Origin of the sequence: Herbaspirillum sp. WKF16 (genome assembly GCF_028993615.1) — a bacterium.
GTDB lineage: Bacteria > Pseudomonadota > Gammaproteobacteria > Burkholderiales > Burkholderiaceae_D > Herbaspirillum.
This window is the reverse complement of record NZ_CP118632.1, coordinates 1,815,198-1,841,495: the sequence shown is the minus strand read 5'-3', so window position 1 is coordinate 1,841,495 and position 26,298 is coordinate 1,815,198. Positions and strand designations below refer to the sequence as shown.

The window sequence follows — 26,298 nt, the reverse complement described above, 5'->3', positions numbered from 1 at the left end:
GAAGCGTCACCCAAACGCAGCGCCGTTTGATGCGATACTCTCCCCTCGCCCTGCGCATCCATCCACGCAACACCAGAGACAGAACCGACCATGTTCCCCAAACTCTCCCAACTCGCCGCCGACCTCGACGCCGGCCGCACCACCTCCGTTGAACTGACCGAACAGGCGCTGGCCAGGATCGCCGATGCCAACGGCGAAGGCGCGCGCGTCTTCACCAGCGTCTACGCCGACCAGGCGCGCGCCGCCGCCCGGGCCTCCGACGCGCTGCGCGCGGCCGGGCTGCGCCGCTCGCCCATCGACGGCCTGCCGGTGTCGGTCAAGGACCTGTTCGACGTCGCCGGCGAGACCACCACGGCCGGTTCCGTGGTGTTGCGCGGCAAGCCGGCGGCCCGCGCCAACGCGGCTGCGGTGCAAAAGCTGATCAACGCCGGCGCGGTGGTGATCGGCAAGACCAACATGACCGAGTTCGCCTACTCGGGCCTGGGCATCAACCCGCACTACGGCACGCCCAAGAACGCCTGGCAGCGCGAGGCGGACGGCGGCCGTATCCCCGGCGGCTCGTCCTCCGGCGCGGCGATCTCGGTAACCGACGGCATGGCCTTCGCCGCCGTCGGCTCCGATACCGGCGGCTCGGTGCGCATCCCCTCGGCCTTCAACGGCCTGACCGGCTTCAAGCCGACCGCCTCACGCGTATCGATGCAAGGCGTGCTGCCGCTGTCGGAATACCTGGATTCGATCGGCCCGCTGGCCGCCTCGGTCGAGTGCTGCGCCATCATGGACGCGGTGCTGTCCGGCGACGACTACGCCGCGCCCATTCCCCACACGCTGCGCGGCCTGCGCCTGCTGGCGCCGACCAACGTGGTGCTGGACGGCATGGACGAGCAGGTCGGCGCGGCCTACCGCGCGGCGCTGGCCAAGCTGTCGGCGGCCGGCGCGGTGGTCGTCGAGAAGGCCGTGCCGGCCTTCGGCGAACTGGCGGCCATCAACGCCAAGGGCGGCTTCACCGCCGCCGAGGCCTACGCCTGGCATCGCGAGCTGATCGCCGAGAACAAGGACGGCTACGACCAGCGCGTGGTCTCGCGCATCCTGCGCGGCAAGGAGATGGGCGCGGCCGACCTGCTCGACGTGATCCACGCGCGACGCGCCTGGATCGCCAATACCGAGGCCCAGCTGGACGGCTTCGACGCCCTGGTGATGCCGACCGTGCCGGTAGTGGCGCCGAAGATCGCCGACCTGCTGGCCAGCGACGAGGCCTACTACGGCGCCAACGGCGCCATCCTGCGCAACCCGACCCTGATCAACTTCCTGGACGGCTGCGCGGTCTCCCTGCCCTGCCACCGGCCGGGCGAGGCACCGGTCGGCCTGTCGCTGGCCGCGCCAGGCGGCAACGACCGCCGCCTGCTGTCCATCGCGCTGGCGGTGGAAGGCTTGCTGGCCGGCTGACGCGCGGCGCCTGCACCGCCCGCCCGGGACAGGAAAGGCTTGCCGAAAGGCAAGCCTTTTTCATTTGCGGCCTCCGCCAAAGTTGATTCAGCGGCAACATTCCGCGACAGCAATCTCCTGCGCTGCGGAATTTTCATTAGAATGCGCTTTGTCGACGCAAAGGCGGCCCGGTCTCCCGGCCTCCCGCGGCGCCCGCGCAATCCCTAGAATTCATCCGGCAAGCATCCGCCACGACCAATCAACTGCATGGCAACCAAGAAAACATCCCTGTCCGATTACAGTGAATCATCGATCCGCGTCCTCAAGGGCCTGGAGCCGGTCAAGCAGCGCCCGGGCATGTACACCCGGACGGAAAACCCGCTGCACATCATCCAGGAAGTCATCGACAACGCCTCCGACGAGGCGCTGGGCGGTTATGGCAAGAGCATCAACGTCACCCTGAACGCGGACGGCAGCATCGCGGTCGAGGACGACGGCCGCGGCATCCCGGTCGGCCTGCACCCTGAAGAGGGAGTGCCCACCGTCGAAATCGTATTTACCCGCCTGCACGCCGGCGGCAAGTTCGACAAAGGCTCGGGCGGCGCCTATGCCTTCTCGGGCGGCCTGCACGGCGTCGGCGTCTCGGTCACCAACGCCCTGGCCACGCGGCTGGAGATCATGGTGTGGCGCAAGGATGAACAGGGCAACGGCGTGCATACGCTGGCCTTCTCCGGCGGCGATGTCATCGAGCAGCTGAAGTCGCGCCCCGCGGCGCGCGACGACAAGAAGTCGGGCACCCGCGTCACCGTCTGGCCGGACTCCAAGTATTTCGACTCGCCGGCGATCCCGCTGGGCGAGCTGCAGCGCCTGCTGCGCTCCAAGGCGGTGCTGCTGCCGGGCGTGAAGGTCACGCTGACCAATGCCAAGACCGGCGACACCCAGACCTGGCAATACGACCAGGGCCTGCGCGGCTACCTGATGGAGCAGCTGGCCCAGACCGGCAACGGCGAGACCCTGATCCCGCTGTTCGAAGGCGAACAGTTCGCCGGCAAGGATGCCGAAGGTTTCGCCGAAGGCGAAGGCGCCTCCTGGGTGGTGGCCTGGACCGAGGAAGGCGCAGTGGTGCGCGAGTCCTACGTCAACCTGATCCCCACCTCCAACGGCGGCACCCATGAATCGGGCCTGCGCGAAGGTTTGTTCTCGGCCGTGAAGAGCTTCGCCGAGATGCACTCGCTGCTGCCCAAGGGCGTCAAGCTGCTGGCCGAGGACGTGTTCGCGCGCGTCTCCTTCGTGCTCTCGGCCAAGGTGCTCGATCCGCAATTCCAGGGCCAGATCAAGGAGCGCCTGAACTCGCGCGACGCCGTGCGCCTGGTCGCCGGCTACTCGCGCCCGGCGCTGGAACTGTGGCTGAACCATCACGTCGACTACGGCAAGAAGCTGGCCGAGCTGGTGATCAAGCAGGCCCAGAGCCGCCTGCGCTCGGCGCAGAAGGTGGAGAAGAAAAAATCCTCCGGCGTGGCCGTGCTGCCGGGCAAGCTGACCGATTGCGAATCCTCGGACATCTCGCGCAACGAACTCTTCCTGGTCGAGGGCGACTCCGCCGGCGGCTCCGCCAAGATGGGCCGCGACAAGGAGTTCCAGGCCATCCTGCCGCTGCGCGGCAAGGTCCTGAACGCCTGGGAAACCGAGCGCGACCGCCTGTTCGCCAACAACGAGATCCACGACATCGCGGTGGCCATCGGCGTCGACCCGCACGGCATGAACGACACGCCGGACCTCTCCGGCCTGCGCTACGGCAAGATCTGCATCCTCTCGGATGCGGACGTGGACGGCTCCCACATCCAGGTGCTGCTGCTGACGCTGTTCTTCAAGCACTTCCCCAAGCTGATCGAGAGCGGCAACATCTGCGTGGCGCGCCCGCCGCTGTACCGCGTGGACGCCCCGGCGCGCGGCAAGAAGCCGGTGCAGAAGCTGTACGCGCTGGACGACGGCGAGCTCGAAGCCATCGAAGACAAGCTGCGCAAGGACGGCCTCAAGGAAGGCGCCTGGAGCATCTCCCGCTTCAAGGGCCTGGGCGAGATGAACGCCGAGCAGTTGTGGGAAACCACCATGAATCCCGACACCCGCCGCCTGCTGCCGATCGGCTTCGGCGAACCCGGCGTCGAGACCTCGGAACAGCGCTTCAACATGCTGATGGGCAAGGGCGAAGCCGCCTCGCGCCGCGCGTGGATCGAAGAGCACGGCAACGAGGCCGAGGCGGACATCTGATCCGTTCGCCAGCACTACCTGCAACTGCACGTTAAAACAACAATACCGGGGTCGGCAGCATGATCATCGCCATCGATTTGGGCACCACCAACAGCCTTGTCGCCGTGTGGCGCGACGGCAAGGCGGAAATTATTCCCAATGCACTGGGTGAACACCTGACGCCCTCATGCGTCGGCGTCGATGACGACGGCACGATCCTGGTCGGCCGCGCCGCGCAAGAACGGCTGCAAACGCATCCGGAGATGACGGCCTCGCTGTTCAAGCGATATATGGGTAGCGACAAGCGCATTCCGATGGGCAAGCAAAGCTTTCGTCCGGAAGAATTGTCGTCCATCGTGCTGCGTGCCCTCAAGGCCGATGCCGAGACGCATCTGGGACATGCTGTGACCGAAGCGGTGATCACGGTGCCTGCCTATTTCAGCGACGCGCAACGCAAGGCCACCCGCCACGCCGGCCAGTTGGCGGGCATGAAGGTCGATCGCTTGCTCAACGAGCCCACTGCGGCGGCGCTGGCGTTCGGCATGCACCAGGCCCTGCCTGAAAGCAAATTCCTGATCTTCGACCTGGGCGGCGGCACTTTTGACGTTTCCATCCTCGAACTATTCGACGGCGTGATGGAAGTGCGCGCAACCGCTGGCGACAACTTCCTCGGAGGCGAGGATTTTCTGCAGCTCATGGCGGTCGACTTTCTGGCTCGCAGCGGCCTTGGCGCCAAGCTGGGTGATGCACCGCTGGGAGCGCAGCAGGCACGCAAACTACGTAATGAAATGGAACGCGGCAAGCGCGCGCTGTCGGACCAGACCTCCACTATCCTGCGCATCCAGTACGGCGAACAGGAATACACCTGCGAGCTGGACGAAGAGCACTTGGCGCGGCAAGCTGAATCGTTGTTGACGCGCTTGCGCCAACCGGTCGAGCGCGCCATGCGCGATGCGCGCATCCGCGCTCAGGAGCTGGACAAGGTCGTGCTGGCCGGCGGCTCCACGCGCATGCCGCTGGTGCGCAAGCTGGTGTCGCGCATGTTCGGCCGTTTCCCCGACATCTCGGTCAATCCTGACGAAGTAGTGGTGCTGGGCGCGGCGGTGCAGGCCGGCCTGAAGATGCGCGACGCAGCGCTCGACGAGATCGTGCTCACCGACGTCGCCCCCTATTCGCTGGGCATCGCCACCTCGCAGCGCATCGGCCCCACCCAATACAGCCACGGGCACTACCTGCCCATCATCGAGCGCAATACCGTCATCCCGGCTTCGCGCGTGAACAACGTCTCCACCATCCTCGACAACCAGGCGGAGGTCGACGTCCATATCTTCCAGGGCGAGTCGCGCATGGCGGCCGACAACATCCGCCTGGGACATATCAACATTCCCGTACCCAAACGCAAGGCCGGCGAGGTTTCGCTCGACATCCGCTTCACCTACGACGTCAACGGCATCCTTGAAGTGGAAGTCAAGGTGCTCGGCACCGATGACGTACGCAAGCTGGTTATCCTGGAAGCGCCGGGCGTGATGTCGCAGCAGGAAGTCCAGCGGCGCCTGGCCGAACTGGCCGAGCTGAAGATACATCCGCGCGACCAGTTGCAAACGCGCACGCTGCTGGCGCGCGCCGATCGCATCTACGAGCAGTCGCTGGGCGAACGCCGGCAGATCCTGTCGCACATGGTGAGCGGGTACCAGGCCACCCTGGAAACCCAGGACAGCCACCAGATCCGCAAGGCCCATGTGCATCTCAGCGAGCTGCTGGACCAGTTCGAACAGGAGAGCGTGCTTTGATGTACGCCGAATGGAACAAGTGGGTCTGGGACACGCTGGATATCGCTCCCACCGACGACACACGCGCCGTCAAGCGCGCCTATGCCAGCCGGCTGAAGGCAACGCGTCCCGAGGACGATGCCGATGGCTTCCAGAAATTGCGGCAAGCCTATGACACGGCGCTGGCCCTGGTGCAACACGCCATCGCCCAGCAAGATGCCGACACCCCTGATACAGCGACGCCGGCCGCGCCCGAAACCCTGGTCGCGCCGGCAATCGAGCCGACGGTCGCGGCGCGGACGATCGCCCCCGTGGCCGAGCCAGCCGCGCCGACGGCATCCTTCGTCGCCTCGCGAACACCGGAACAGAGCTGGCATGATTTTCTCGGCGCCTATGTCCGCGCTCATAACAAGAGCCTGCACTACAGCCTGCCGAAGGTGATCGAGGCCTTCACCGGCACGGAAGACTTTCACAACCTGGATTTCGCCGGCGCCTTCGAGATCGAGGCCGCCAACTACTGCGCCCAGGCCGACGCCGACACCGACCTGCGCGAAGGACTGGCCCAGTTCTATCGCTGGGAAGAGGATGCCAGCCATCTGCATCGCGCCCGCGTTGGCCTGGCCGGCCAGATCATTTCCAGAATCCGGGCCGAGCGCATGTACCAGCATCTGCTCGCCATGCGCACGCCTGCCGCGCAGGCGCTGCTGGCGGCCACCCATCCACGGTTTCCATTGCGGCTGCACCAACGAAAATTCAGCGACGAGATGGGGCAACTGATCCAGCACCTGCGCTGGAACGTTCCGGAAACCATCGCCTACAAGCTCAATCAGGACGTCGTCGCGTGGTGGGAAGAAAAACTCGCCGCACGCCGGCTGCAGACGATCCATCTGGGGGTGTCGTGCTTCGCCGGGGTGCTGCTTTCCCTCATGCTGATGGCGTCGGCCAGTCATACCGGCGCGGACGTGCCTCTACTGGCCGCCGTCGGCAAAGGCCGCTACTACCCGGGAATATGGATCCTGGGTCAACTGCTGTGCCTGGGCGTCGCGGTGCTTCTGGTGTTCGGCAAACCGCAAATCGCCCCACGGCTGATCGCCCTGCGCGAAACCCACAAGGGACAGTTAGGATGGATCATCCTGGCGGCGTTGCTGAGCTTGCCGATCCTGCTTACGCCACAACCCTCGGCATGGATGCTGCCGGTTTGCCTGGCCTTGTCGGTGCTGGGCCTGTACGCCATCTTCGCCTGCGCCGCCTTCTTCGAGGGGCTGCACATGATGCTGGCCCTGGGTATCTTCATCGCCATGATGCTGCTCTTTTCCGGCGACTCCGCCTGCTTTGGCCCAATGTTCCTCCCTTGGGCACTGCTGGTGGTCGCTGGCGGAGACCGTATTTACCAGCAACTGGATCCCGAATTCAAGCATTTGCTCAAATGGCGCGTGACCTGGCTGGCACTCGGCGCACTGACGCTGGCGGGAAGCGCGAACTTTTCGTACCAGGCCCCGGTGACCTGGACCATATGCTGCTGGATCCTCGCCGTGGCTGGATTGCTGCTGTCCAACATCTATAGCGGGTCGCGTACGTTGCCGTATCTTTGCGTGTTCACTTACTTTACCGCCAGCAAGTTTGTCGCCGTATTCGTCGCGGGTGAAATGGCGGGCTTGCTGATTCCGGCTACCATGCTGCTTACCGCCATGGGATTCACCATTGTCAACATGCTGACAATGACAGTCAGCAAAGGAAAATTTTTGTAGCAGCGATGCTGAACGGCCGCATACGAAGCGACTCTCAAGCATGACGCAATCACCAACCAGTGCCATGACCGAACAAGCCAAACCGTTCAATCCAATCCAGCCAGTGCCGGGCGACGCATCTGCCCCGTGGACGGCTGGCCGCGTCCCGCGTGGCCATATCTGACATGCCAGCCCCGGCGCCGCGCTGCCTGCCGCGTACGCTCATTGTCGCCCTGGCGGGCGCCGGCTGCGTGCTGTGCGCGCCGTTCGCGCTGGCCCAGCGCAGCGTCAACTACACCGACGCCGACGGCGTGGTGCACACGCACATCGAGTCCGAGGCGGCCGGCACCAACGACGGCCGCAGCATCGTCTATCGCTACACCGACGCCCAGGGCATGGTGCACTTCTATGCCGAGCGGGTCGACGATCGCGAGCGCCTGCTGGCCAACAGCGCCGCCGCGCTCAACCACACCCGCGGCAAGGACGGCTTCGCCGAGCGCGACCCGCCGTTCGTGAAGACCATGCTGGCCCATCCGGACGCGCGCAAGTACGACGCGCTGCTGGGCAAGACGGCCGACGAGTTCGGTCTGGATGCCGCGCTGCTCAAGGCGGTGATGACGGCCGAATCGGGCTTCAATGCGCGCGCGGTGTCGACCAAGGGCGCGGTCGGCCTGATGCAGGTGCTGCCGGCCACGGCCGAGCGCTACGGCCTGCAGGGCGACCGCCGCAAGACCCTGCACCAGAAGCTGACCGACCCGAAGATCAACATCCGCCTGGCGGCGCGCTACCTGCGCGACCTGATGACGATGTTCCCGCAGCACGCCGAACTGGCCATCGCCTCCTACAATGCGGGCGAAGGCGCGGTGCAGAAGTACGGCAACAAGATTCCGCCCTATCCGGAAACCCAGGGCTACGTGCGATTGGTGTCGCGCTTCTACCAGCTGTACCGTCCGGCTGCGCCTGGCGGCGCGATCGACGTCACCGCCAGGCGCGGCGCTGCGCTCGACGCCGGCGGACCGCGCCTGAAGGTCACGCTGCCGCCACACGCGCCCGGCCAGGCGCTGGCAGAGGCGCCCGCGCCGCAAGCCGTCGCCGGCGCCGCCAGGGAGCCATTGAACGATCAACACGAGCAACACGATTAATCCAGTCAGCCATCAAGACATATGACCGAACAAGCCAACCTGTTTGACCAGACCCCGCCCCCGCCGGACGGCGACTCGCTGACGCTGTCGACCTTCGCCGAGCGCGCCTATCTCGACTACGCGATCTCGGTGGTCAAGGGCCGCGCCCTGCCGGACGTCGCCGACGGCCAGAAGCCGGTGCAGCGCCGCATCCTGTACGCGATGAACGAGCTGGGCCTGAACGCCACCGCCAAGCCGCGCAAATCGGCCGCGGTGGTCGGCGACGTGCTGGGCAAGCTGCACCCGCACGGCGACCAGTCGGTGTACGACGCGCTGGTGCGCATGGCGCAGGATTTCTCGCTGCGCTATCCGCTGATCGACGGCCAGGGCAATTTCGGCTCGCGCGACGGCGACGGCGCGGCGGCGATGCGCTATACCGAGGCGCGCCTGACGCCCATCAGCAAGCTGCTGCTCGATGAAATCGACATGGGCACGGTGGAATTCCAGCCCAACTACGACGGCGCCTCGGAAGAGCCGCGCCTGCTGCCGGCGCGCCTGCCCTTCGTGCTGTTGAACGGCGCCTCCGGCATCGCGGTGGGCATGGCCACCGAAATCCCTTCGCACAACCTGGTGGAAGTGGCCAGGGCGGCGGTGGCCATGATCCGCAATCCCAAGATCACCCATGCCGAACTGATGGAACTGGTGCCCGGCCCCGACTTCCCCGGCGGCGGCCAGATCATTACCCCGACCTCCACCATCGCCGAGATGTACCAGAGCGGCCGCGGCAGCATGAAGGTGCGCGCGCGCTGGAAGATCGAGGACCTGGCGCGCGGCCAGTGGCAGGCGGTGATCACCGAGCTGCCGCCGGGCGTGTCGTCGCAGAAGGTGCTGGAAGAGATCGAGGAGCTGACCAACCCCAAGGTCAAGCTCGGCAAGAAGTCGCTCACGCCCGAACAGCAGACGCAGAAGGCCGCCATCCTCGGCCTGCTCGACGCGGTGCGCGACGAATCCGGCCGCGAGGCGCCGGTGCGCCTGGTGTTCGAGCCCAAGTCCAAGAACCAGGACCAGACCGAGTTCATGAACACCCTGCTGGCCCAGACCTCCCTGGAAACCAGCGCCTCGCTCAACCTGGTGATGATCGGCGGCGATGGCCGCCCGCGCCAGAAGAGCCTGGGCGACATCCTCGGCGAGTGGATCAGCTTCCGCTTCGAGACCGTCACCCGCCGCACGCAATTCCGCATGCAGAAGGTGAACGACCGCATCCACATCCTGGAAGGCCGGGAAGCGGTGCTGTTGAACATCGACAAGGTCATCAGGATCATCCGCGAGTCGGACGAGCCCAAGCCGGCGCTGATCGCGGCCTTCAAGCTGTCGGACCGCCAGGCCGAGGACATCCTGGAAATCCGGCTGCGCCAGCTGGCGCGCCTGGAAGCAATCAAGATCCAGCAAGAGCTGGCCGAGCTGCGCGGCGAGAAGGCCTCGCTGCAGGACCTGCTCGACAACCCGGCCTCGATGAAGAAACTGGTGATCAAGGAAATCGAAGGCGACGCCAAGCTGTACGGCGACGAACGCCGCACCATCATCGAAGAGGCCGTGCGCGCCACCTTCGAGCAGAAGGTGATCGACGAACCGGTCACCGTAATCATTTCGCAAAAGGGCTGGGTGCGCGCGCGCACCGGCCACGGCCACGACGCCGCCCAGTTCACATTCAAGGCCGGCGACGGCCTGTACGGCGCCTTCGAGTGCCGCACGGTGGACAACCTGCTGGCCTTCGGCTCCAACGGCCGGGTCTACACCATCGCGGTCAACGCCCTGCCCAACGCGCGCGGCGACGGCGTGCCCGTGACCACGCTGGTCGAACTGGCCGGCGGCAGCAACATCCTGCACTACTTCACCGGCCCGGCCGACACCACCCTGCTGCTGGCTTCCGACGCCGGCGTGGGCTTCGTCGCCAAGGCGTCCGACATGTTCGGCCGGGTCAAGGGAGGCAAGAGCTTCTTCACGCTGGACGAAGGCGCAGTGCCGCTGGCGCCGCGCCCGGTCGCTCCCGATGCCGGCGCCGTGGCCTGCCTCTCGGGCAACGGCCGCCTGCTGGTGTTCGGCCTGGACGAGATGAAGACCCTGTCCTCGGGCGGCCGCGGCGTGAACCTGATGGAGCTGGAAAAGAACGAGAAGCTGCTGGGCGCGCAGGCCATCAGCCAGAAGGGTGTCGTGATCCACGGCATCGGCCGCGGCGGCAAGGAGCAGGAAGTCTCGCTCTCGGCGGCGGCGCTGGCAACACACATCGGCAAGCGCGCGCGCAAGGGGAAGGCGCTGGAGTCGAAGATCAAGCCGGCCGGATTGGCTGCGTTGACCTGATCGCCGCGCGCGAGTAAAAGAAAAACGGCCCCTGATGCAAATCAGGGGCCGTTTTTTCATTCCGCCAAACACCGTCTCTCACGGGCAAACACATACGCTTGTTATTCGCCTTGAGTCCAAGCAGTTTCATAACCGCTATAAATCCGCTTCAAGCAGCAGAGTCGATAGCTGGCATCCCAACGCATCGGCAATACGCACCATGTTCAACACGGTGACATTGCGCTCGCCCCGCTCAATCTTCCCCATGTGAGACCGATCCAGGCCTGCCGCATCCGCGAGCGCTTCCTGTGAGATACCAGCGTTTTTTCGCCGGGCGCGAATGGCCGCCCCGATATTCATCAAGTGCGGGCTTCTTTCAAGTGGTGGGGAAATTGTTGGCATACAGCCATCATCGCGATATGATCCCTATACGACCACGGCTTTTACGACCCTTTTTTGGTGACATTCCGCTTTGTATCAGCTGTGTGGTTCTGTCCGTCACGGAGATTTCATGCCCGATGCCTCGCCTTCCGCCGATCCCGCCGCCCCATTGTTTCGCCCATGCTCCTGGCATCGCCACGACGTCCCGCCATCCCATCAAAAGGCCCTGGCCGAATACACCCACGACGTCGGCAACGGGTTGGCGGCGCTCCTGGCGTTGCTCGAATTTCATGAATCGCAGGAGCTCGACGATGCACCGCTGCTTGCAGCGGTCGACAAGGGTGCGCTTCTTCGCCTGGCCATCGCTTCAAGCAAATTGCTGGGGTGCTACGCCTACGTGCAGATTTCCAAGGCAAACCGGGCGCAACGCAAGGCCATTGTCACGGAGCGCCGGGACGAAGAAAACGGCCCCTGATACAAATCAGGGGCCGTGCTTGTGCACCAGGGTCGCCGCGCGGCTCAGTCCAGCTTGGTCAGCGCCTGCGCCACCGCTTCCGGCACCGAAGGACGGCCGTTGACGAAGCAGGTGGCGACGAAGGTGGCATCCGCGCAGGGCACGCCATCCACATTGATCTGCTGGAAGAAATTGACGCGGTTGCGCTTCTCGTTCTTCTGCAGCGCGCAGGTCACTTCCAGCTTGTCGCCTTTCTTCAGGCTCTTGCGGAAGCGCAGGGAGTATTCCAGCACCATGTACATCTTGCCCTGCTTGAATTCTTCCTCGATGTCGATGCCGAGGCCTTCCTTCATGAACGCGTGCCGCGTCCACTCCATGTAGAACGGGTAATAGAGACCATCGACCACACCCTGGAAATCGATATGCGCGGGGTCCACTTCGAAGTGTTTTACAAACATAGATTCAACCTGATCCGGTGACGATGCTTCAACAATAATAAAACCTGGGCCCGGGCGGGCCCTGATCATAGAGCATTATGTACCGGACAAGTTGCACGGACTTGCGTGCGCCCGGAACGCCCGCGGCCTACTCGCTGCAGCGCGCGCGTCACGGCGCCGCGGCCGCATTCCCGTCCGCATCGATCCAGTGGTAGTGCTCCGGCGCCGCCTGCCCGCGACGCAGGGGATTGCGCGTGCAAAACCGCGCATAGGCAGGATCGACGAAACGATACGGCAAGTGCTCGTCCCGCCCTGCCGTGATGCCCAGTCGCGTGGCCTGGATCAGCAGCGGCGGCGACTCGCCGACGTCGTCGACGAACAACTCCTCAAGATCGAACTGGCGCGCATCCCACTCCGTCACCCGCAACGCCAGCGCCCGGCACAGCTGGACCTGGCCGCCGCAAAGCCGTTCCGGCGGCCGCATCGCACCGCCGGCGGCGGGATTCTCCGCCTGCATCACGGCCAATGCCTCCGGTCCGGCGATGGCGTCCGTCCAGGGATAGGCCGACTTGATCAGTACCGCGTTGCCGGGCCCGGCGGCGCTGATATTGAATGAATCGCCGCCGCGGGAGTAATACATGTAGATGGTGCCGGCGTCCATGAACAGCGCGCGCCGCTTGTGCGTGTATCCCAGCGACGCATGGCTGCCCTTGTCGTCCAGCCGGTACGCTTCGGTCTCGATGATGCGCGCGGACAGCCACTGGCCCTTCCAGCGGCGGCGCAGCACCTTGCCGATCAGGGCGCGGGCCAGTGCCGGGCTGTCCTGATCGAAGAAGGATTGCCCCAGCGGGTGGAACCGGAGCGAGCCGCTCTCCTCATCATGTACCGCATCTGTCATTGAACACGCCTTGCCTGATTGGACCACAAGCGTGATTATTCCATGGCCCGGCATGAGGCCGCCCAGGGGGTGCCCGCCTCATCCCAATTGCAGGATGGTGGTGATCAGTTGGGGAAGCCGGGAGATGCCGACCGTCACAAACAGGGCCTGGATCTGGGCGCGCACCGTGGTGATCGAGACACCCCGGCCCTGCGCGCACTCCTGCGGGGAGATGTCGCGATAGGAGATGAGAATCGCCAGTTCAGCTTCGGCGCGGGTCAGTTGAAAAATCAGCTGCAGGCGCTGGCTTCGCGCTGTATGCGTGTCCATGCCGAATGCCGTCGTCAGGGCGAGCATGCAGAAGGGGCTGCAAGCCATGGCTTGCAGCCCCTTCTGCATGACGGTTTGAGGCGTGCCGGCAAATCAGTGCGGCACGCCGACCTGCTCCACGTAATGGTTCACTTCGGCCGCCACGGCGTTGAACAGCGCCTTGAGCTCAGCCAGCAACGGCCGGGCGCTTTGCGGCGGCTCGGCCCTGGACAGTTGTTCGATCGCCTTGAGCTGATCGGTCAGCGGGCCGGCGCCGACCAGCGCCGTCATGCTCTTCAGGCTGTGCGCCTCGCGCTTGACCTGCGGGGCGTCGTCGGCCGCGATGGCCTGCTCCAGCCGCGCGAACGTGGCCGGGGCGCTCTTGGCGAAGGTGCCGAACATGTGGCGGCAGGCGGCGCCATCGCCGCCCATGGCCTCCAGCAGAGGTTCCGGATTGATGTGGTGATACGGATGTTCAGTCATGCGTTTCTCCCTGTGGCCCCGCGCAATGTACGCATGCATTGCAATTCTTTCAATGTTTCTTTGACCATCTGGCGGCGCGGGGGTTCGCCGCTTGCACCGTTGGCGGGTGGCGCGGCTTTTCCATTAACGTAACCAAGCACGTAACCGGCGTCAACCAAAAGTCACGTTCCACTGGGAAATAGTCATCGGCGCGCCACAGCTCAGCGTCTTTTCGAGGCGCCTGCCGCCATTACCGCCAGCGCCGCCACGCAGGCCAGCGCGCCGGCCAGGAAGGCGGCGGGATAGCCGTACCAGCCGATCACCACGCCGACGATGGGGCCGGTCAACCCCGAGGCGACATCGATGAAGGCCATGAAGCAAGCCACCGCGATGCCGCGCGAATGGGCCGGCACCCGCGCCATGGCCTGCACGCCCATGGAGGGGAACACCAGCGAGAAACCGATACCGGTCAATACCGCGCCGGCCAGCGCCGCCAGCGGATCGTGCGCCTGCCACAGCAGCAGCTGGCCGCACAGTTCGATCGCCACCGACACCGCGCCGACCCGGGCGCCGCCGATGCGATCCGGCAAATGGGCGAAGAACAGGCGCACGCCGATGTAGCCGGCGGAGAAGCCGAGGATGGCGTAGCCCGCGCCCTGCCAGCCGTGGCTGCCGTACAGCAGCACCAGGAAGCTGGTGAGGATGGCGAATGGCATCGCCGCCAGCGCCAGTGCCAGGCCGAAGCGCCAGATCAGCGCCAGCGCGCCGCTGAAGGACAAGCCCTGCGCGTTGCCGCGCGTGACTGCCAGCGCCGACAGGCTGCGCGCCACGGCGAACCCCACCAGCGGCAGCAGGATGGTGGTCCAGGCGATGCCGGCGAAACCGAAGCGCTGCTGGATCGCCACCCCGAGCGGTCCGCCCAGGCCGAGAGCGGCGAACATGGCGATGCCCTGCCAGGCCATCACCTTGCCGGTCTTGGCGATGCCCACGCGTCCGATGCCCCAGGTCATGGTGCCGGTCAGGAACAGGCTTTCGGCAGGCCCCATCAACAGGCGTCCCAGCGTCAGCACGGCGATGCTGCCGAGCGGGTCGGCCACCAGCGTCGAGGCCAGGTACAGCAGGCCGGCAGCCGACGCCAGCGGCAAGCCCAGCGAGACCGACTGCTTGGGCCCGTGGCGGTCGCACCAGGAGCCGGCGAACTTGCGCGTGAGGATGGTGGCGAAGGATTGGATACCGACGATCCAGCCGACCACGGCGGCGCTGTAGCCCAGCGTGCCGTTGACGTGCAGCGGCAAGGCCGGCAGCGGGATGCCGATGGCGAGGAAGCCGGAAAACACGATGGCCACCAGCGGCAGCAGGTTGCGGGCGGCGGAGCGCTCCTGGGTATTGTCTTGGAGGTTCATGTCGATGCTCATGCGCGGCCTCGCTGTGCGCAGACGCGCGGCGCGCCGGCGCGCGAGGACGGTCGGGACGAAGGGATGCAAGCGCGCGCCTGGCGCCGCCGGGCGCAGGACGACGATTGCGGTTCGGGGTGGGAGCGAAGGCCAGTCTGGGCAAGGGAATGCACCGGCGGATAAAGTCGTTTCAAGTTTTCACCATGGCGTCTGTGGCATCGCATGCGAACGTAGTCGCACTTGGCAAGCGATGCCGGATGGACGCGTTGGTTGACGTGAACGCTTACGTATTCCAGGTTCGATCGAACGACGGCCCGGGAATATTTGCGGCGATTATACAGAAATCGCCGGCGGGTGTTCATATCGTTGTGGCGATGAGGTGTATCGGCTTGCCGCTCTTGTGTCGCGACGAACGACGCTGGGTCCTGGCCTTCGCCAGGACGACATGGAAGAGATAACTTGTGCCCTCGACTGTTCGAGTTCCTCCTCGCTTGTCGTTCCGGCGAAGGCCGGAACCCAGCGACGTTCTAAGCGAACAGACTCCGGTGAAAAGGCATAAAGAAAATGCCGTTCAGCATTCAGCTGAACGGCGTTGCCGCGCGCGGCGGGATTGTTGCGGTGAAGCTTAGGCAGCTGCGCGAGCTGGGTCCTGGCCTTCGCCAGGACGACATGGAAGAGATAACTTGTGCCCTCGACTGTTCGAGTTCCTCCTCGCTTGTCGTTCCGGCGAAGGCCGGAACCCAGCGACGTTCTAAGCGAACAGACTCCGATGAAAAGGCATAAAGAAAATGCCGTTCAGCATTCAGCTGAACGGCGTTGCCGCGCGTGGCGGGATTGTTGCGGTGAAGCTTAGGCAGCTGCGCGATCCAGGCGCTGCACATTGCTCTCGGGCGCGCCGATGTCGATCTTGCGCGGCTTGAGCGCTTCCGGGATTTCGCGCACCAGCTCGATGTTGAGCAGGCCGTTTTCCAGGCTGGCGCCGGTCACCTTGATATGGTTGGCCAGCTGGAAGCGCTGCTCGAAATCGCGGGCGGCGATGCCGCGGTGCAGGAAGTTGACCTGCTGGTCTTCCTTCTGCTTACGGCCGGTGATCTTGAGGGTTTCATTCTCGGTCTCGATCTCGATCTCGCCGCGGGCGAAGCCGGCGACGGCCATCGTGATGCGGTATTTGTCTTCGGCCACCAGTTCGATGTTGTACGGCGGGTAGCTCGGCTGATCGGCGCGCTGGGCGTTGTCGAACATCTGGGCCAGGCGATCAAAGCCGATTGCGGTGCGGTACAGGGGGGAGAAGTCGAAGCTACGCATAAAATATCCTTTTCAAGTAAGCGATGATTTGTTGGCAGACCTCGCGTTTGAGCATCTGCTGGTACTGATCTAGGGACGCGCTTTTTTCTTTTCAAGGGATTTTTTTGCAAAAAAAATCCGGCGACCTCAGCCGCCGGAAATCTCCTCCTTATCTATCCTTCCGGCCTGTCACGCCCTTGAAAATGCGCCATCCAGCACCATGGCCACGCGCTCGCGCTCGGCCCTGACCATCTCAGCGCCGGCGGCCAGGCCTTCCATGCTGTAGAAGCGCACGTCGTGCAGGCCGATGGTGGCCAGCGCCACCTTCAGGTAGGGCGTAAGGAAATCCGCCTGGCGCGCGCCGGGGCCGGAGAAGCGTCCGCCCGACACCACGCCGACGTGCACCGGCCGGTCGCGCAGCAAGCCCGCCTTGCCGTCCGGCGTGATGGCGAAGGTGCGGCGCACGCGCACCACGTGGTCGATCCAGGCCTTGAGCGTGGAAGGCACGGTGTAGTTGTGCATCGGCGTGCCGATCACCACCGCATCGGCCGCCTCCAGTTCGCGGATCAACTGCTCGGACAGCGCCAGCGCGCCGCCGGCCCGGGTTTCGTCGCCGGCATACACGGGCGAGCCGAGCGCGTCGGCGTATTCGCTGTCGACGTGGGCGATCGGGTCGGCGTACAGGTCGCGCACGGTGACGGCGGCCGCGCCAGAGCCGCGCGCCACCCGTTCGACGATCTGCTGCGACAGCCACCAGGCGTTCGAGGCCTCCTTGCGCGGACTGGCGGAAATATGCAGGAGCTTCATGCCGCGCCTCCGATCGCCTTGCCGAAGCGCATCGCGCCGGTCAGCAAGCCCTGACGGAAATAGAAGCGCTGCGCCAGCGCGTTGGCCATGCCGGTATCGAGCACCAGGCGCGCCACGCCGGCCTCCAGCGCCACCGCGTCCAGCGCCTTGAGCAGGCGCTCGCCCCAGCGCTTGCCGCGTTGGGTCTCGGCCGAGACCAGGTCGTCGACGTAGAGGAATTTCCCGTAGACCAGGTTTTCCTGGAAGCGATAACCGGCGATGGCCACCACGCGCCCCTCGTCCCAGGCCGCCAGCATGCGGTAGCTCTCGTCGGCGGCGCGGCCGATGCGCTGCATGAACTCCTCCTCGCTGGCCAGGTGCGGGCGCAGCTCGCGCATGACGGCGTAGCAGGCCCGTTTGTCGGCGTCGGTGTCGGCATGGCGCAGGGCATCGTCGTCGATGCGCCATTGCCTTGCGGCCAGTTCTTGCAGGCGGTGACTCATGGCAATCCTTTTCTGTCGATGGTCGAGTTTGAACAAGCGCCATCTTAGTGCGCCGATGGCATAATCAGGAGAGCCAAGAAATGACATTTGGAGTGGACCATGAAACCCGCCGCAGCGCACGACTTCCTGCAGCTCAACCCCGCCGCCGGCGAGCCCTACTATCGGCAGATCTATACCCGCCTGCGCGCGGCGGCGGCCGACGGCCTGCTCAAGCCGGGCGACCGCATCCCCTCGGCGCGCGCGCTGGCGGCCGAACTCGGGCTGGCGCGCGGGACCGTCGAGAGCGCTTATTCGCTGCTGGCCGCCGAGGGCTATATCGAGGCCCGCGGCCAGGCCGGCACGGTGATCGCCGCCGGCCTGCAGGCCAAGCCGTCGACCGCGGCGGCGAAGGCGGCGCCGGCGCCCGCCGCGCCCGCCCCTTACGATTTCGACAACCCCGCCGGCCGGCCGGCGCCGCTGCCGCGCCCGTTCCAGATGGGCGTGCCGGCGCTGGACGCCTTCCCCCGCAAGATCTGGGCGCGCCTGGCCGCGCGCGCGGCGCGCGCCACCGGCGCGGCCGACATGCTGTATCCGCCGCCGGCCGGAACCGATGCCCTGCGGGCCGAGATCGCGCGCTACCTGCAGCTCTCGCGCGGCCTGTCCTGCGCGCCGGCGCAGGTCTTCATCACCGCCGGCTACCGCGACTCGCTCGACCTGGCCGCGCGCGCCCTGCTCGAACCGGGCGACAAGGTATGGGTGGAGGATCCCGGCTATCCGCCCACCGGCGCGCTGCTGCGCGCGGCCGGCATGACGCTGGTGGGCGTGCCGGTGGACGATGACGGCCTGCAGGTGGCCGAAGGCCTGCGCCTGGCGCCGCGCGCCCGCGCCGCGGTGGTCACACCGGCGCACCAGAGCCCGTTGTGCGTGGCGCTCTCGCTGCAGCGGCGCATCGAGCTGCTCGACTGGGCCACGCGCAGCAAGGCCTGGATCATCGAGGACGACTACGACGGCGAATACCGCTACGTCAGCCGTCCGCTGCCGGCGCTGAAAAGCCTGGACCGCGACGACCGCGTGCTGTACGCGGGCACCTTCAGCAAGGTGCTGTTCCCGGCCATCCGGCTGGCCTACCTGGTGGTGCCGCTGTCGCAGGTGGCGCGCTTCGAGGAGACCGCGCGCCATTTCTCCGGCGGCAGCCCGGCACTGACGCAGGGCATCGTCGCCGATTTCATGGCCGAGGGACATTTCGCCCGCCACATCCAGCGCATGCGCCGGCTCTACGGCGAGCGGCGCGAACTGGCCGCGGCCGGGCTGGACGCGGTGCTGGGCAAGCAGATGCAGATGGAAGCGCGGCCCGGCGGCATGCACCTGCTGATGCGCCTGAAGGGCCGCCGTTCCGACCGTGCGCTGGCCGAGAAGATGCGCCAGGACGGCATGTTCGGGCGCGCCCTGTCGGAATGCCTGCTGGCGCCGCGCGAGGGGCTGCCGCCCATGCTGATGCTGAGCTTCACCAACATCGACTCGCGCCGCAAGGCGCAGGAACTGGCGCGGCGCATCCTGGCCTTGCTGTAGCGGCGCGGCCCATTGTCATGGCCCACTCCGGATAGCCATTCTTGGCACTTCCCGGCTAGGCCATGCGCGCCCATGATGGAGGCTCTTCCAACCCCGCAACCATCTGAAAAGGCCACGCCATGAGCAAGCGCATCGACATGTACAAGAACGCCACCGAACCCTACAACGGCTTCCTGGCCATCAACACCTATCTGAAGAACTGCAGCCTGCCGGCCGACCTGGTCGAGCTGGTGTTCCTGCGCGTGTCGCTGATCAACGGCTGCGCCTACTGCATCGACAAGCACTCGCGCGACCTGCTCAAGAGCGGCATGACGATCGACAAGCTGGTGCTGGTGCCGGTCTGGCATGAAGCCGGCAAGCTGTTCTCCGAGCGCGAGCAGGCCGCGCTGGCCTGGGCCGAAGTGGTCACCGACATCGGCGAGACCGCCGCGCCCGATGCCGACTACGCCGCCGTCACTGCGCACTTCAACGAGAAGGAGTATTCGGAGCTGACCATCGCCATCGCGCTGATGAACGCCATGAACCGCCTGGCCATCCCCGGCCGCATGGCGCCGCAGGCGGCCAAGCACTGAAGCCTGCCGCCACGCGCCTTCAGGCCGCCTTCAGCGCGGCCGCCAGGGTGCGCAAGGCCTCGCGCGTGCGCGCCTCCTTCAGGCGCGAATGCAGCATCACCTGCGCCAGCGGCAAGGGCGGCAACCCGAGCCGGGCGCCGACCTCGATGGCGCCGGCCGGCGCCGTACGATGCAGCAGCGCCGACACCGCCAGCCCGGCGGTGACCGCCGCGCCCACCGCCTGGATGCCGCCGCCGACGAACACCTCGGACCAGCGGATGCCGGCATCGTCCAGCCGCGCCAGCGAGAGTTCGCGGATGCGACAGGTCGACGAGAAGGTCGCCACGCGCAAGGTGTCGCCCGTCCAGCAATTGCTCTGCGGCGCGGCGAACCAACCCAGGCGCTCCTCCATGAGCAACTCGCCGCCGACGTCGTGCGGCTCGCGCCGCACGATGGCCGCGTCCAGTTCCCCGCGTTCGTATTGCTGCATGATGTCGCGCGAGGAGGCGATCCTGACCTCGATCACCACGCCCGGATCGTAGCCGTTGACCTGCGCCAGCACCTGGGCGAAACCGCTGCCCGTGACGTGGTCGCTGATACCCACCGAGAAGCGCGTCGCGCCCAGGTTCAACTTGCCCAGCGCCCGCTCATGCGCGGCCAGCAGCTCGCGCGCGGCCGGCAGGAAGTGCTGGCCGTCGGCCGACAGCCGCACCAGCCGCGGCGTGCGTTCCAGCAACCGGCGCGCCAGCCGTTGCTCCAGCTTCTTCAGCTTGAGGCTGATGGCCGACTGCGTGCTGTCGAGCGCCTCGGCGGCGCGCGTGAAGCTTTGCATGTCGGCCACCAGCACGAAGGCCTGGACGGCGTCGAGATCGAGCGGTCTTTCCATGGTGTTCCCTTCCCTGCCTTGGCTTTCAATGATTCGAAAATCAAATCATTGAAATATTCATCGAGTTATTTTTTTAATGACCAGGCGAGCGTAGCATGCTTCTCAACGGGTCGCAGCGGGCAATCTCACGCGGCTCGCCGACTTGCCAACCTGTCATCCCCCAAGGAGATCGCCATGCCCCTCGTCCGAGTATCCCTGCTGCGCGGCAAGCCGCGCGCCTACCGCGCCGCCATCCTGGAGAACATCTACCAGGCCATGATCGAGAGCTTCAACGTCCCCAGGGACGACCAGTTCATGGTGCTCACCGAGCACGATCCGGAGGAACTGGTGTTCAACCGCAGCTACATGAACATCGAGCGCTCCGACGGCTTCGTGCTGATCCAGCTGACGGTCAGCAACACCCGCGACCAGGCGCAGAAGAACGCCCTCTTCAAGCGCATCGTCGAGCGCCTGGGCGACGATCCCGGGGTGCGGCCGGAAGACGTGATGATCAGCCTGGTCGAGGGCGACAAGGGCAACTGGTCCTTCGGTCACGGCATCGCGCAATACGTGGCCTAGCGCGGCGCAGTCGACATGAAGGGAGAAATCCCGCGCCCGGCCGCCGCGCCGCTGCGCCGGCGCGGCTCTGCTGTTACGATGTCGTCCATTGACATCGCCTGCCGCAGTGCCGCTGCCGCCACCCATGCCGACCGACCTGCCCACACAGCACCATCGCCCCCGAGTTCTTGCCCAGGCCCTGGGCCTGCTCCTCGTCCTTGCGCTAGCGCTCGCCGGCTGCTCATCCTCCGGCAAGTACTACGACCCGGCCAAATCCAATCGCACCGAAAACGGTTTCCGCAACAATTACCCGCAAACCGAGCGCGCTTCCTTCTGGAAGTGGCAATGGGAGCGCCTCACGCAAGGCCTGCCCAAGCCGCCCGCCAACGATTACCGGTTCCCGGTGCAAAAGCCCGACCTGGCCTGGCTCAAGGCCAACCGCATCGCGCCCAGCGTGACCTGGATCGGCCACGCTACCGCCTTCATCCAGATCGGCGGCAAGAACGTGCTGACCGATCCGATGTTCTCGCAACGCGCCTCGCCCTTCTCCTTCATCGGCCCCGAGCGCAAGGTGCCGCTGCCGGTGCAGGTTTCCGAGCTGCCCCACGTGGACGTGGTGGTGATCTCGCACAACCACTACGACCACCTCGACCGCGCCAGCGTCGAGCAGCTGAACCTGCAGCCGGGCGGCCCGCCGCTGTTCCTTGTGCCGCTGGGCCTGCTCGCATGGTTCAATGACATCGGCATCACCAACGTGCGCGAGATGGACTGGTGGGACCGCCTCTCGCTGGGCAGCCTGGATATCTACTTCGTGCCCGCTGCGCACTGGTCGGCGCGCGGCCTGTTCGACCGCTCCGAGACGCTGTGGGGCGGCTGGGTGCTGCGCAACCTCAAGATGCCTGCCACCACCGAGACGCCGGAATCCGAACAGAGCGACGCCTATTCGATCTACTTCGCCGGCGACACCGGCTACTCCAAGGACTTCCGCGACATCGGCGAACGCTTCGGCCGCTTCGACCTGGCGCTGATCCCCATCGGCGCCTACGCGCCGCGCTGGTTCATGCAGAACCAGCACGTGGATCCGGCGCAGGCGGTGCAGATCCACGAGGACGTGCGCGCCAAGCGCTCCATCGGCATCCACTGGGGCACCTTCGAGCTGGCCGACGAGCCGCTGGACGAGCCGCCGCAGAAGCTGGCCGAAGCGCTGAAGGAGGCCAGGCTGCCGCCGGACCAGTTCATCACCCTCAGGCACGGCGAGACCTTGAAGCTGGATGAGTGATACCGTCCGCGCACAAAAAAGCCCGCATCAGTCGATGCGGGCTTTTTTTCGGTCGGGACAATCGGGAATCAGTCGACGATGAACAGCTTCGCCCCATTCGCTGTCGACGAGCGGTGCGGCTCGGCGTTGTCGGCCACCTGGTAGCTCATGCCGGGCTTGAGGACGAAGCTGCGGCCGTCTTCCAGCTCGGTGTGCAGCTCGCCCTCCAGGCACAGCAAGAAGTGCCCCTTCACGCACCAGTGGTCGGCCAGGTAGCCCGGCGTGTACTCCACCATGCGCACGCGCACGTCGCCGAACTTGCGGGTGCGCCAGAAGGCGCGGCCGGTCACGCCGGGGTGCTCGGTCGCCTCGACCGCGTTCCAGTCGGTGGTGCCGAAGGGCAGGTTGTCGATCTTCACGAACGATCCCCGATCACAGCTTGGAGGCGATCAGCTTGCCCAGGCGCTCCATGCCGGCGCGGATCTGCTCCGGCGGCACGGTGACGAAGGACAGACGCAGCGTGTTGTGCTCGGCCGTGTTGGCGAAGAACGGCGCGCCGGGCACGAAGGCCACCTTCTCCTGCTCGACCGCTTCGTTGAGCAGCGCGCCGGCGTCGATATGCCCGGGCAGCGTGACCCAGACGAACATGCCGCCTTCCGGCTTGCTCCACGAGCAGCCGGCCGGGAAATACTGCTGCAGCGCGTCCAGCATGGCCTGGCACTGGTCGCCGTAGAGCTTGCGGATGGTCGGCACGTGCTGGTCCAGGAAGCCATCCTTGATCGCCTCGTAGACCACCATCTGGGTCAGCTGGGCGGTGTGCAGGTCGGTGGCCTGCTTGGCCTGCTCCATCTTCAGGATCAGCGGACGCGGCGCGACCACGTAGCCCAGGCGGATGCCGGGAGTCAGCACCTTGGAGAAGGAGCCCATGTAGATCACGCCCGACGGGTTCATCGACAGCATCTTGGGCAGCGGATCCTTGCGGTAGCTCAGGGCGCCGTAGGGATCGTCCTCGATCAGCGGCAGGCCCAGGCGGGCGCAGGTCTCGACCAGCTGGTGGCGGCGTTCGGTGGGCAGCGTGCGGCCGGTCGGGTTCTGGAAGTTGGGCAGCGAGTACAGCATGCGCGCGCCGTCGGCAATGGCGTCGATGGCTTCCGGCTTGAGGCCGTTTTCATCGCTGGGGACGGACTCGAACTTGGCGCCATACAGCGCGAAGGCCTGCAGCGCGCCCAGGTAGCTGGGGGTCTCGACCAGCACCTTGCTGCCCTCGTCGATGAGCACCTTGCCCAGCAGGTCCAGGCCCTGTTGCGAACCCGACACCATCAGCACCTGCTCCGGCAGGATCGGGGCGCCGTCGGCCGACAGCGAGCCGGCGATCCATTCGCGCAGCGGCAGGTAGCCGTCGGTCGGGCCGTATTGCAGGGCGGTCTTGCCCTGCTGCGTCAGCACGCGGTCGAACGCGGCCTTCATGTGCTCCACCGGGAAGGTCAGCGGCGAAGGCAGGCCGCCGGCGAACGAGGTGATGTCGGGACGCATCGTCACCTTGAGGATTTCACGGATCGCCGAGCTTTTCATCGCTTCGGCGCGATGCGAAAACTGCCATTGAAGCGGAGCGGGGTTGTCGAGTTTCATGGTGTTTCTGCTATGAGGTGGTGGCGACCGGCCGCGGCAAGAGGGCCTGCGGCAAAAAAGTCCCGGTCGCTTGTTCTGTCTGTATCGCCACGGATGGGCCGGGCGCCGTCCGGCTTCTGGCGGCCGGAGCGGTTTGCTGCGAACTGCGGAAGAACGCTTACGCGATCTCGGCGATCATTTCGATCTCGACGCAGGCGCCCATGGGCAGCTGCGCCACGCCGAAGGCAGAACGGGCATGCTTGCCGGTCTCGCCGAAGACTTCGCCGATCAGTTCGGAGGCGCCGTTGGTCACCAGGTGGTGCTCGGTGAATTCGCCGGTCGAGTTGACCAGGCTCATCAGCTTGACGATGCGCTTGACGCGGGTGAGGTCGCCGCCGCAAGCCGCCTGGAGGGTGGCGATCAGGTCGATCGCCACTGCGCGCGCAGCCTGCTTTGCATCGTCGGTGCCGATGTCGCGTCCAAGCTGGCCGACCCACACCTTGCCGTCCTTCTTGGCCAGGTGGCCGGAGAGGAAGACGGTGTTGCCGGATTGCGCATACATCACATACGCCGCCGCCGGGGTTGCCACGGCGGGCAGTTCGATGTTGAGTGCTTTCAGCTTTTCGTAGACGGACATGCAGTGCTCCTTGTGGTGCATCGCCCCGCGTCCCGGGTTGGCCAGGCGGGCGTTGCTCGTTAAGAAAAATAAGTGTTCGATTATCTCAAATATCGACGCGTTTAGCCGCACAATCGGGCTCGCAATGGGCTAGCCGGCGAGGCTTCCCGCCGAGCAAGAAGCGGCCGCTCATGCGCTCGACAGCCCTGCCGCGCGCACCCTCAGCGCCGCACCGCCATGCGGCGCCCGATCGCCACCACCACGATCACCGCCAGCGCGAACAGCAGGTTGCTCGCATCCAGGGTTTCACCGACGATCACCGCCGCCCCCAGCAGGGTCATGAAAGGTTGCAACAATTGCACCTGTCCGACGCGGGCGATGCCGCCCAGCGCCAGGCCCTTGTACCAGAAGAAGAAGCCGATGAACATCGAGAACAGCGAGACATAGCCGAAGGCCAGCCACGACGCCGGCGAGGCCGTGGCGCCGTAGGTCCAGACCAGCCAGGCCGAGACCGGCACGGTCACCGGCAGCGACACCACCAGCGCCCAGGCGATCACCTGCTGGCCACCCATGGTCTGCGACAGGCGGCCGCCCTCGGCGTAGCCCATGGCGGCCGTCACCACCGCCGCGAACAGCGCGAAATCCGCCGCGTGGAAACTGCCGCCGCCCTCGCGCAGGGCGAAGCCGATGACGATGGCCGAGCCCGCCAGCGCCGCCAGCCAGAAGCCCGCCGACGGCCGCTCGCCGAAGCGCAGCGCGCCGAACAGCGCAGTGGCCAGCGGCAGCAGCCCGACCACCACCGCGCCGTGCGCGGCCGGCACGTAGCGCATGGCGATCGAAGAGAACAGCGGGAAACCCACCACCACGCCCAGCGCCGTGATCACCAACCCGCGCAATTGCCGCGCGTTCGGACGCGGCGCCCGCATCCACGCCAGCAGCGCCAGCGAGCACAGGCCGGCCACCACGGCGCGCCCGAAGGCGACGAAGGCCGGATTGAGTTCGGCCACCGCGATGCGGGTGAACGGCAGCGTGAGGCTGAACACCGCTACGCCGACCAGTCCCAGCCACATGCCCCTGGATTCACTGCCTGTCGCCGTGCCCTGGACGGCTTGCGCGCCGGCTGGTTTGGATTGCGCCTGCATGGTTGTCGCTCCTCGGAGAATAGTGTGATGGATTTGCCGTGCCGTCAGAACCAGATCGCCAGCGCCGAATACAAGGTCAGCAAGATCATCGTGGCGGCGAAGACGCCGCGCCACAGCGGCCGCTCCAGGTAGCGCCGCAGCATCGCGCCGGCGCCGGCCCAGACCGACACGCATGGCAGGTTGATGGCGCAAAACACCAGGCAGTAGAGCAAAATCGCCAGCCACACGGGATGGTTATGCAGCATCGGCATGAAGGCAGAGGCGCCGGTGACGGCCATCACCCAGGCCTTGGGATTGGCGAACTGGAACACCGCCGCGGCCCGGAACGACATCGGCCGCGCCGCCCCCTCCACCGCGCCGGCCATGCGCATGCCGCGCAGTTGCCAGGCCAGGTACAGCAGATAGGCCGAGCCCAGCGCCTTGAGCAGCAGCACCAGTTCCGGCACCGCGATCACCGCCGCGCCTATACCGAATGCGCATAAGGCCAGCAGCACGCCGAAGCCGAAAGTGATGCCCAGCATGTGCGGCACCGAGCGCTGGAAGCCGAACCAGATGCCCGACGAGGTCAGCATGATGTTGTTCGGCCCCGGCGTGATGGAAGAGACGAAGGCGAACGAGATCAGCGGCAGCAAGGCTTCCATG

General features: G+C 66.0%; 26 protein-coding genes. 11 read left to right on the top strand and 15 right to left on the bottom strand.

From position 1 onward, the window contains the following. The first annotated feature begins 90 nt into the window (after positions 1-90). From Herbaro_RS08250 to parC, 6 genes are all read left to right on the top strand, one after another. On the top strand, positions 91-1,443 hold the full coding sequence (locus Herbaro_RS08250) for an amidase (protein ID WP_275013338.1): 1,353 nt from the start codon (positions 91-93) through the stop codon (positions 1,441-1,443). A 246-nt stretch (positions 1,444-1,689) separates the two neighbouring features. Beyond that, positions 1,690-3,690, top strand: a complete 2,001-nt coding sequence (locus Herbaro_RS08245) for a DNA topoisomerase IV subunit B (RefSeq protein ID WP_275013337.1) — start codon at positions 1,690-1,692, stop codon at positions 3,688-3,690. 59 nt (positions 3,691-3,749) lie between these two features. Further along, entirely contained in the window at positions 3,750-5,459 is a 1,710-nt protein-coding gene (locus Herbaro_RS08240) for a molecular chaperone HscC (RefSeq protein WP_275013336.1), read from the top strand. Further along, positions 5,459-7,186, top strand: a complete 1,728-nt coding sequence (locus tag Herbaro_RS08235; protein WP_275013989.1) for an NnrU family protein — start codon at positions 5,459-5,461, stop codon at positions 7,184-7,186. Before Herbaro_RS08240 ends, Herbaro_RS08235 begins: the two co-directional genes overlap by 1 nt. A 164-nt stretch (positions 7,187-7,350) precedes the next feature. After that, positions 7,351-8,307 carry a lytic transglycosylase domain-containing protein gene (locus Herbaro_RS08230; RefSeq protein WP_275013335.1) on the top strand — a complete coding sequence of 319 codons (957 nt, stop codon included), beginning with the start codon at positions 7,351-7,353 and terminating at the stop codon, positions 8,305-8,307. 21 nt (positions 8,308-8,328) lie between these two features. After that, complete coding sequence (parC, locus tag Herbaro_RS08225; protein ID WP_275013334.1) at positions 8,329-10,644, top strand: DNA topoisomerase IV subunit A; 2,316 nt, start codon at positions 8,329-8,331, stop codon at positions 10,642-10,644. 135 nt (positions 10,645-10,779) lie between these two features. Here parC and Herbaro_RS08220 read toward each other — a convergent pair whose 3' ends face one another. Continuing rightward, positions 10,780-11,025: a type II toxin-antitoxin system RelB family anti-toxin gene (locus Herbaro_RS08220; RefSeq protein WP_275013333.1), complete on the bottom strand. Its 246-nt coding sequence runs from the start codon at positions 11,023-11,025 to the stop codon at positions 10,780-10,782. A gap of 109 nt (positions 11,026-11,134) precedes the next feature. Here Herbaro_RS08220 and Herbaro_RS08215 point away from each other — a divergent pair, with 109 nt between their 5' ends. Further along, the gene (locus tag Herbaro_RS08215; protein ID WP_275013332.1) at positions 11,135-11,479 is read left to right on the top strand and encodes a hypothetical protein; all 345 of its coding nucleotides are present in this window, start codon (positions 11,135-11,137) and stop codon (positions 11,477-11,479) included. A 44-nt stretch (positions 11,480-11,523) separates the two neighbouring features. Here the strand turns inward: Herbaro_RS08215 and Herbaro_RS08210 are convergent, their stop codons facing one another. From Herbaro_RS08210 to Herbaro_RS08175, 8 genes are all read right to left on the bottom strand, one after another. After that, the gene (locus Herbaro_RS08210) at positions 11,524-11,916 is read right to left on the bottom strand and encodes an acyl-CoA thioesterase (protein WP_275013331.1); all 393 of its coding nucleotides are present in this window, start codon (positions 11,914-11,916) and stop codon (positions 11,524-11,526) included. A 148-nt stretch (positions 11,917-12,064) separates the two neighbouring features. Further along, the gene (locus Herbaro_RS08205) at positions 12,065-12,793 is read right to left on the bottom strand and encodes a DNA-3-methyladenine glycosylase (RefSeq protein WP_275013330.1); all 729 of its coding nucleotides are present in this window, start codon (positions 12,791-12,793) and stop codon (positions 12,065-12,067) included. Between the two features lie 78 nt (positions 12,794-12,871). Continuing rightward, the gene (locus tag Herbaro_RS08200; protein ID WP_275013329.1) at positions 12,872-13,171 is read right to left on the bottom strand and encodes a helix-turn-helix transcriptional regulator; all 300 of its coding nucleotides are present in this window, start codon (positions 13,169-13,171) and stop codon (positions 12,872-12,874) included. A gap of 24 nt (positions 13,172-13,195) precedes the next feature. After that, on the bottom strand, positions 13,196-13,564 hold the full coding sequence (locus Herbaro_RS08195; RefSeq protein WP_275013328.1) for an Hpt domain-containing protein: 369 nt from the start codon (positions 13,562-13,564) through the stop codon (positions 13,196-13,198). Positions 13,565-13,764: 200 nt separating this feature from the next. Next, entirely contained in the window at positions 13,765-14,946 is a 1,182-nt protein-coding gene (locus Herbaro_RS08190; RefSeq protein ID WP_275013327.1) for an MFS transporter, read from the bottom strand. Positions 14,947-15,786: 840 nt separating this feature from the next. Next, the gene (locus Herbaro_RS08185; protein WP_275013326.1) at positions 15,787-16,242 is read right to left on the bottom strand and encodes an Hsp20 family protein; all 456 of its coding nucleotides are present in this window, start codon (positions 16,240-16,242) and stop codon (positions 15,787-15,789) included. Positions 16,243-16,410: 168 nt separating this feature from the next. Then, entirely contained in the window at positions 16,411-17,028 is a 618-nt protein-coding gene (locus Herbaro_RS08180; protein ID WP_275013325.1) for an FMN-dependent NADH-azoreductase, read from the bottom strand. Further along, positions 17,025-17,510 (bottom strand): GNAT family N-acetyltransferase, encoded by a 486-nt coding sequence (locus Herbaro_RS08175; protein ID WP_275013324.1) that lies wholly within the window; start codon positions 17,508-17,510, stop codon positions 17,025-17,027. Before Herbaro_RS08175 ends, Herbaro_RS08180 begins: the two co-directional genes overlap by 4 nt. Positions 17,511-17,609: 99 nt before the next feature. Here Herbaro_RS08175 and pdxR point away from each other — a divergent pair, with 99 nt between their 5' ends. Both pdxR and Herbaro_RS08165 read left to right on the top strand, forming a co-directional pair. Next, a complete protein-coding gene (pdxR, locus tag Herbaro_RS08170) occupies positions 17,610-19,058 on the top strand; it encodes a MocR-like pyridoxine biosynthesis transcription factor PdxR (RefSeq protein WP_275013323.1) in 1,449 nt (482 codons plus the stop codon). Positions 19,059-19,177: 119 nt separating this feature from the next. After that, the gene (locus Herbaro_RS08165; protein WP_275013322.1) at positions 19,178-19,630 is read left to right on the top strand and encodes a carboxymuconolactone decarboxylase family protein; all 453 of its coding nucleotides are present in this window, start codon (positions 19,178-19,180) and stop codon (positions 19,628-19,630) included. Positions 19,631-19,649: 19 nt separating this feature from the next. Here the strand turns inward: Herbaro_RS08165 and Herbaro_RS08160 are convergent, their stop codons facing one another. Continuing rightward, the gene (locus tag Herbaro_RS08160; protein ID WP_275013321.1) at positions 19,650-20,495 is read right to left on the bottom strand and encodes a LysR family transcriptional regulator; all 846 of its coding nucleotides are present in this window, start codon (positions 20,493-20,495) and stop codon (positions 19,650-19,652) included. A gap of 174 nt (positions 20,496-20,669) precedes the next feature. Between Herbaro_RS08160 and Herbaro_RS08155 the strand changes: the two genes are divergently transcribed. Then, complete coding sequence (locus Herbaro_RS08155; RefSeq protein WP_275013320.1) at positions 20,670-21,053, top strand: tautomerase family protein; 384 nt, start codon at positions 20,670-20,672, stop codon at positions 21,051-21,053. A 124-nt stretch (positions 21,054-21,177) separates the two neighbouring features. Next, positions 21,178-22,311 (top strand): MBL fold metallo-hydrolase, encoded by a 1,134-nt coding sequence (locus Herbaro_RS08150; RefSeq protein ID WP_275013319.1) that lies wholly within the window; start codon positions 21,178-21,180, stop codon positions 22,309-22,311. A gap of 68 nt (positions 22,312-22,379) precedes the next feature. Here Herbaro_RS08150 and Herbaro_RS08145 read toward each other — a convergent pair whose 3' ends face one another. The 5 genes from Herbaro_RS08145 to Herbaro_RS08125 form a co-directional block, all read right to left on the bottom strand. After that, positions 22,380-22,709, bottom strand: a complete 330-nt coding sequence (locus Herbaro_RS08145) for a DHCW motif cupin fold protein (protein WP_275013318.1) — start codon at positions 22,707-22,709, stop codon at positions 22,380-22,382. A gap of 13 nt (positions 22,710-22,722) precedes the next feature. Continuing rightward, on the bottom strand, positions 22,723-23,919 hold the full coding sequence (locus tag Herbaro_RS08140) for an aminotransferase-like domain-containing protein (RefSeq protein ID WP_275013317.1): 1,197 nt from the start codon (positions 23,917-23,919) through the stop codon (positions 22,723-22,725). A 157-nt stretch (positions 23,920-24,076) separates the two neighbouring features. After that, positions 24,077-24,535 (bottom strand): RidA family protein, encoded by a 459-nt coding sequence (locus tag Herbaro_RS08135; RefSeq protein WP_275013316.1) that lies wholly within the window; start codon positions 24,533-24,535, stop codon positions 24,077-24,079. A gap of 200 nt (positions 24,536-24,735) precedes the next feature. After that, positions 24,736-25,656: a DMT family transporter gene (locus Herbaro_RS08130; protein WP_275013315.1), complete on the bottom strand. Its 921-nt coding sequence runs from the start codon at positions 25,654-25,656 to the stop codon at positions 24,736-24,738. A 44-nt stretch (positions 25,657-25,700) separates the two neighbouring features. Beyond that, the gene (locus Herbaro_RS08125; protein ID WP_275013314.1) at positions 25,701-26,297 is read right to left on the bottom strand and encodes a LysE family translocator; all 597 of its coding nucleotides are present in this window, start codon (positions 26,295-26,297) and stop codon (positions 25,701-25,703) included. Position 26,298 lies beyond the last annotated feature (1 nt).

Coding starts and splice junctions, on each gene's coding strand:
- parC (WP_275013334.1), top strand. CDS start 8,329: ATGACCGAACAAGCCAACCTGTTTGACCAGACCCCGCCCCCGCCGGAC.
- Herbaro_RS08195 (WP_275013328.1), bottom strand. CDS start 13,564: ATGACTGAACATCCGTATCACCACATCAATCCGGAACCTCTGCTGGAG.
- Herbaro_RS08180 (WP_275013325.1), bottom strand. CDS start 17,028: ATGAAGCTCCTGCATATTTCCGCCAGTCCGCGCAAGGAGGCCTCGAAC.
- Herbaro_RS08150 (WP_275013319.1), top strand. CDS start 21,178: ATGCCGACCGACCTGCCCACACAGCACCATCGCCCCCGAGTTCTTGCC.
- Herbaro_RS08160 (WP_275013321.1), bottom strand. CDS start 20,495: ATGGAAAGACCGCTCGATCTCGACGCCGTCCAGGCCTTCGTGCTGGTG.
- Herbaro_RS08190 (WP_275013327.1), bottom strand. CDS start 14,946: ATGAACCTCCAAGACAATACCCAGGAGCGCTCCGCCGCCCGCAACCTG.
- Herbaro_RS08165 (WP_275013322.1), top strand. CDS start 19,178: ATGAGCAAGCGCATCGACATGTACAAGAACGCCACCGAACCCTACAAC.
- Herbaro_RS08215 (WP_275013332.1), top strand. CDS start 11,135: ATGCCCGATGCCTCGCCTTCCGCCGATCCCGCCGCCCCATTGTTTCGC.
- Herbaro_RS08245 (WP_275013337.1), top strand. CDS start 1,690: ATGGCAACCAAGAAAACATCCCTGTCCGATTACAGTGAATCATCGATC.
- Herbaro_RS08125 (WP_275013314.1), bottom strand. CDS start 26,297: ATGGAAGCCTTGCTGCCGCTGATCTCGTTCGCCTTCGTCTCTTCCATC.
- Herbaro_RS08240 (WP_275013336.1), top strand. CDS start 3,750: ATGATCATCGCCATCGATTTGGGCACCACCAACAGCCTTGTCGCCGTG.
- Herbaro_RS08220 (WP_275013333.1), bottom strand. CDS start 11,025: ATGCCAACAATTTCCCCACCACTTGAAAGAAGCCCGCACTTGATGAAT.
- Herbaro_RS08130 (WP_275013315.1), bottom strand. CDS start 25,656: ATGCAGGCGCAATCCAAACCAGCCGGCGCGCAAGCCGTCCAGGGCACG.
- Herbaro_RS08140 (WP_275013317.1), bottom strand. CDS start 23,919: ATGAAACTCGACAACCCCGCTCCGCTTCAATGGCAGTTTTCGCATCGC.
- pdxR (WP_275013323.1), top strand. CDS start 17,610: ATGAAACCCGCCGCAGCGCACGACTTCCTGCAGCTCAACCCCGCCGCC.
- Herbaro_RS08210 (WP_275013331.1), bottom strand. CDS start 11,916: ATGTTTGTAAAACACTTCGAAGTGGACCCCGCGCATATCGATTTCCAG.
- Herbaro_RS08135 (WP_275013316.1), bottom strand. CDS start 24,535: ATGTCCGTCTACGAAAAGCTGAAAGCACTCAACATCGAACTGCCCGCC.
- Herbaro_RS08185 (WP_275013326.1), bottom strand. CDS start 16,242: ATGCGTAGCTTCGACTTCTCCCCCCTGTACCGCACCGCAATCGGCTTT.
- Herbaro_RS08205 (WP_275013330.1), bottom strand. CDS start 12,793: ATGACAGATGCGGTACATGATGAGGAGAGCGGCTCGCTCCGGTTCCAC.
- Herbaro_RS08200 (WP_275013329.1), bottom strand. CDS start 13,171: ATGCAGAAGGGGCTGCAAGCCATGGCTTGCAGCCCCTTCTGCATGCTC.
- Herbaro_RS08235 (WP_275013989.1), top strand. CDS start 5,459: ATGTACGCCGAATGGAACAAGTGGGTCTGGGACACGCTGGATATCGCT.
- Herbaro_RS08250 (WP_275013338.1), top strand. CDS start 91: ATGTTCCCCAAACTCTCCCAACTCGCCGCCGACCTCGACGCCGGCCGC.
- Herbaro_RS08155 (WP_275013320.1), top strand. CDS start 20,670: ATGCCCCTCGTCCGAGTATCCCTGCTGCGCGGCAAGCCGCGCGCCTAC.
- Herbaro_RS08230 (WP_275013335.1), top strand. CDS start 7,351: ATGCCAGCCCCGGCGCCGCGCTGCCTGCCGCGTACGCTCATTGTCGCC.
- Herbaro_RS08175 (WP_275013324.1), bottom strand. CDS start 17,510: ATGAGTCACCGCCTGCAAGAACTGGCCGCAAGGCAATGGCGCATCGAC.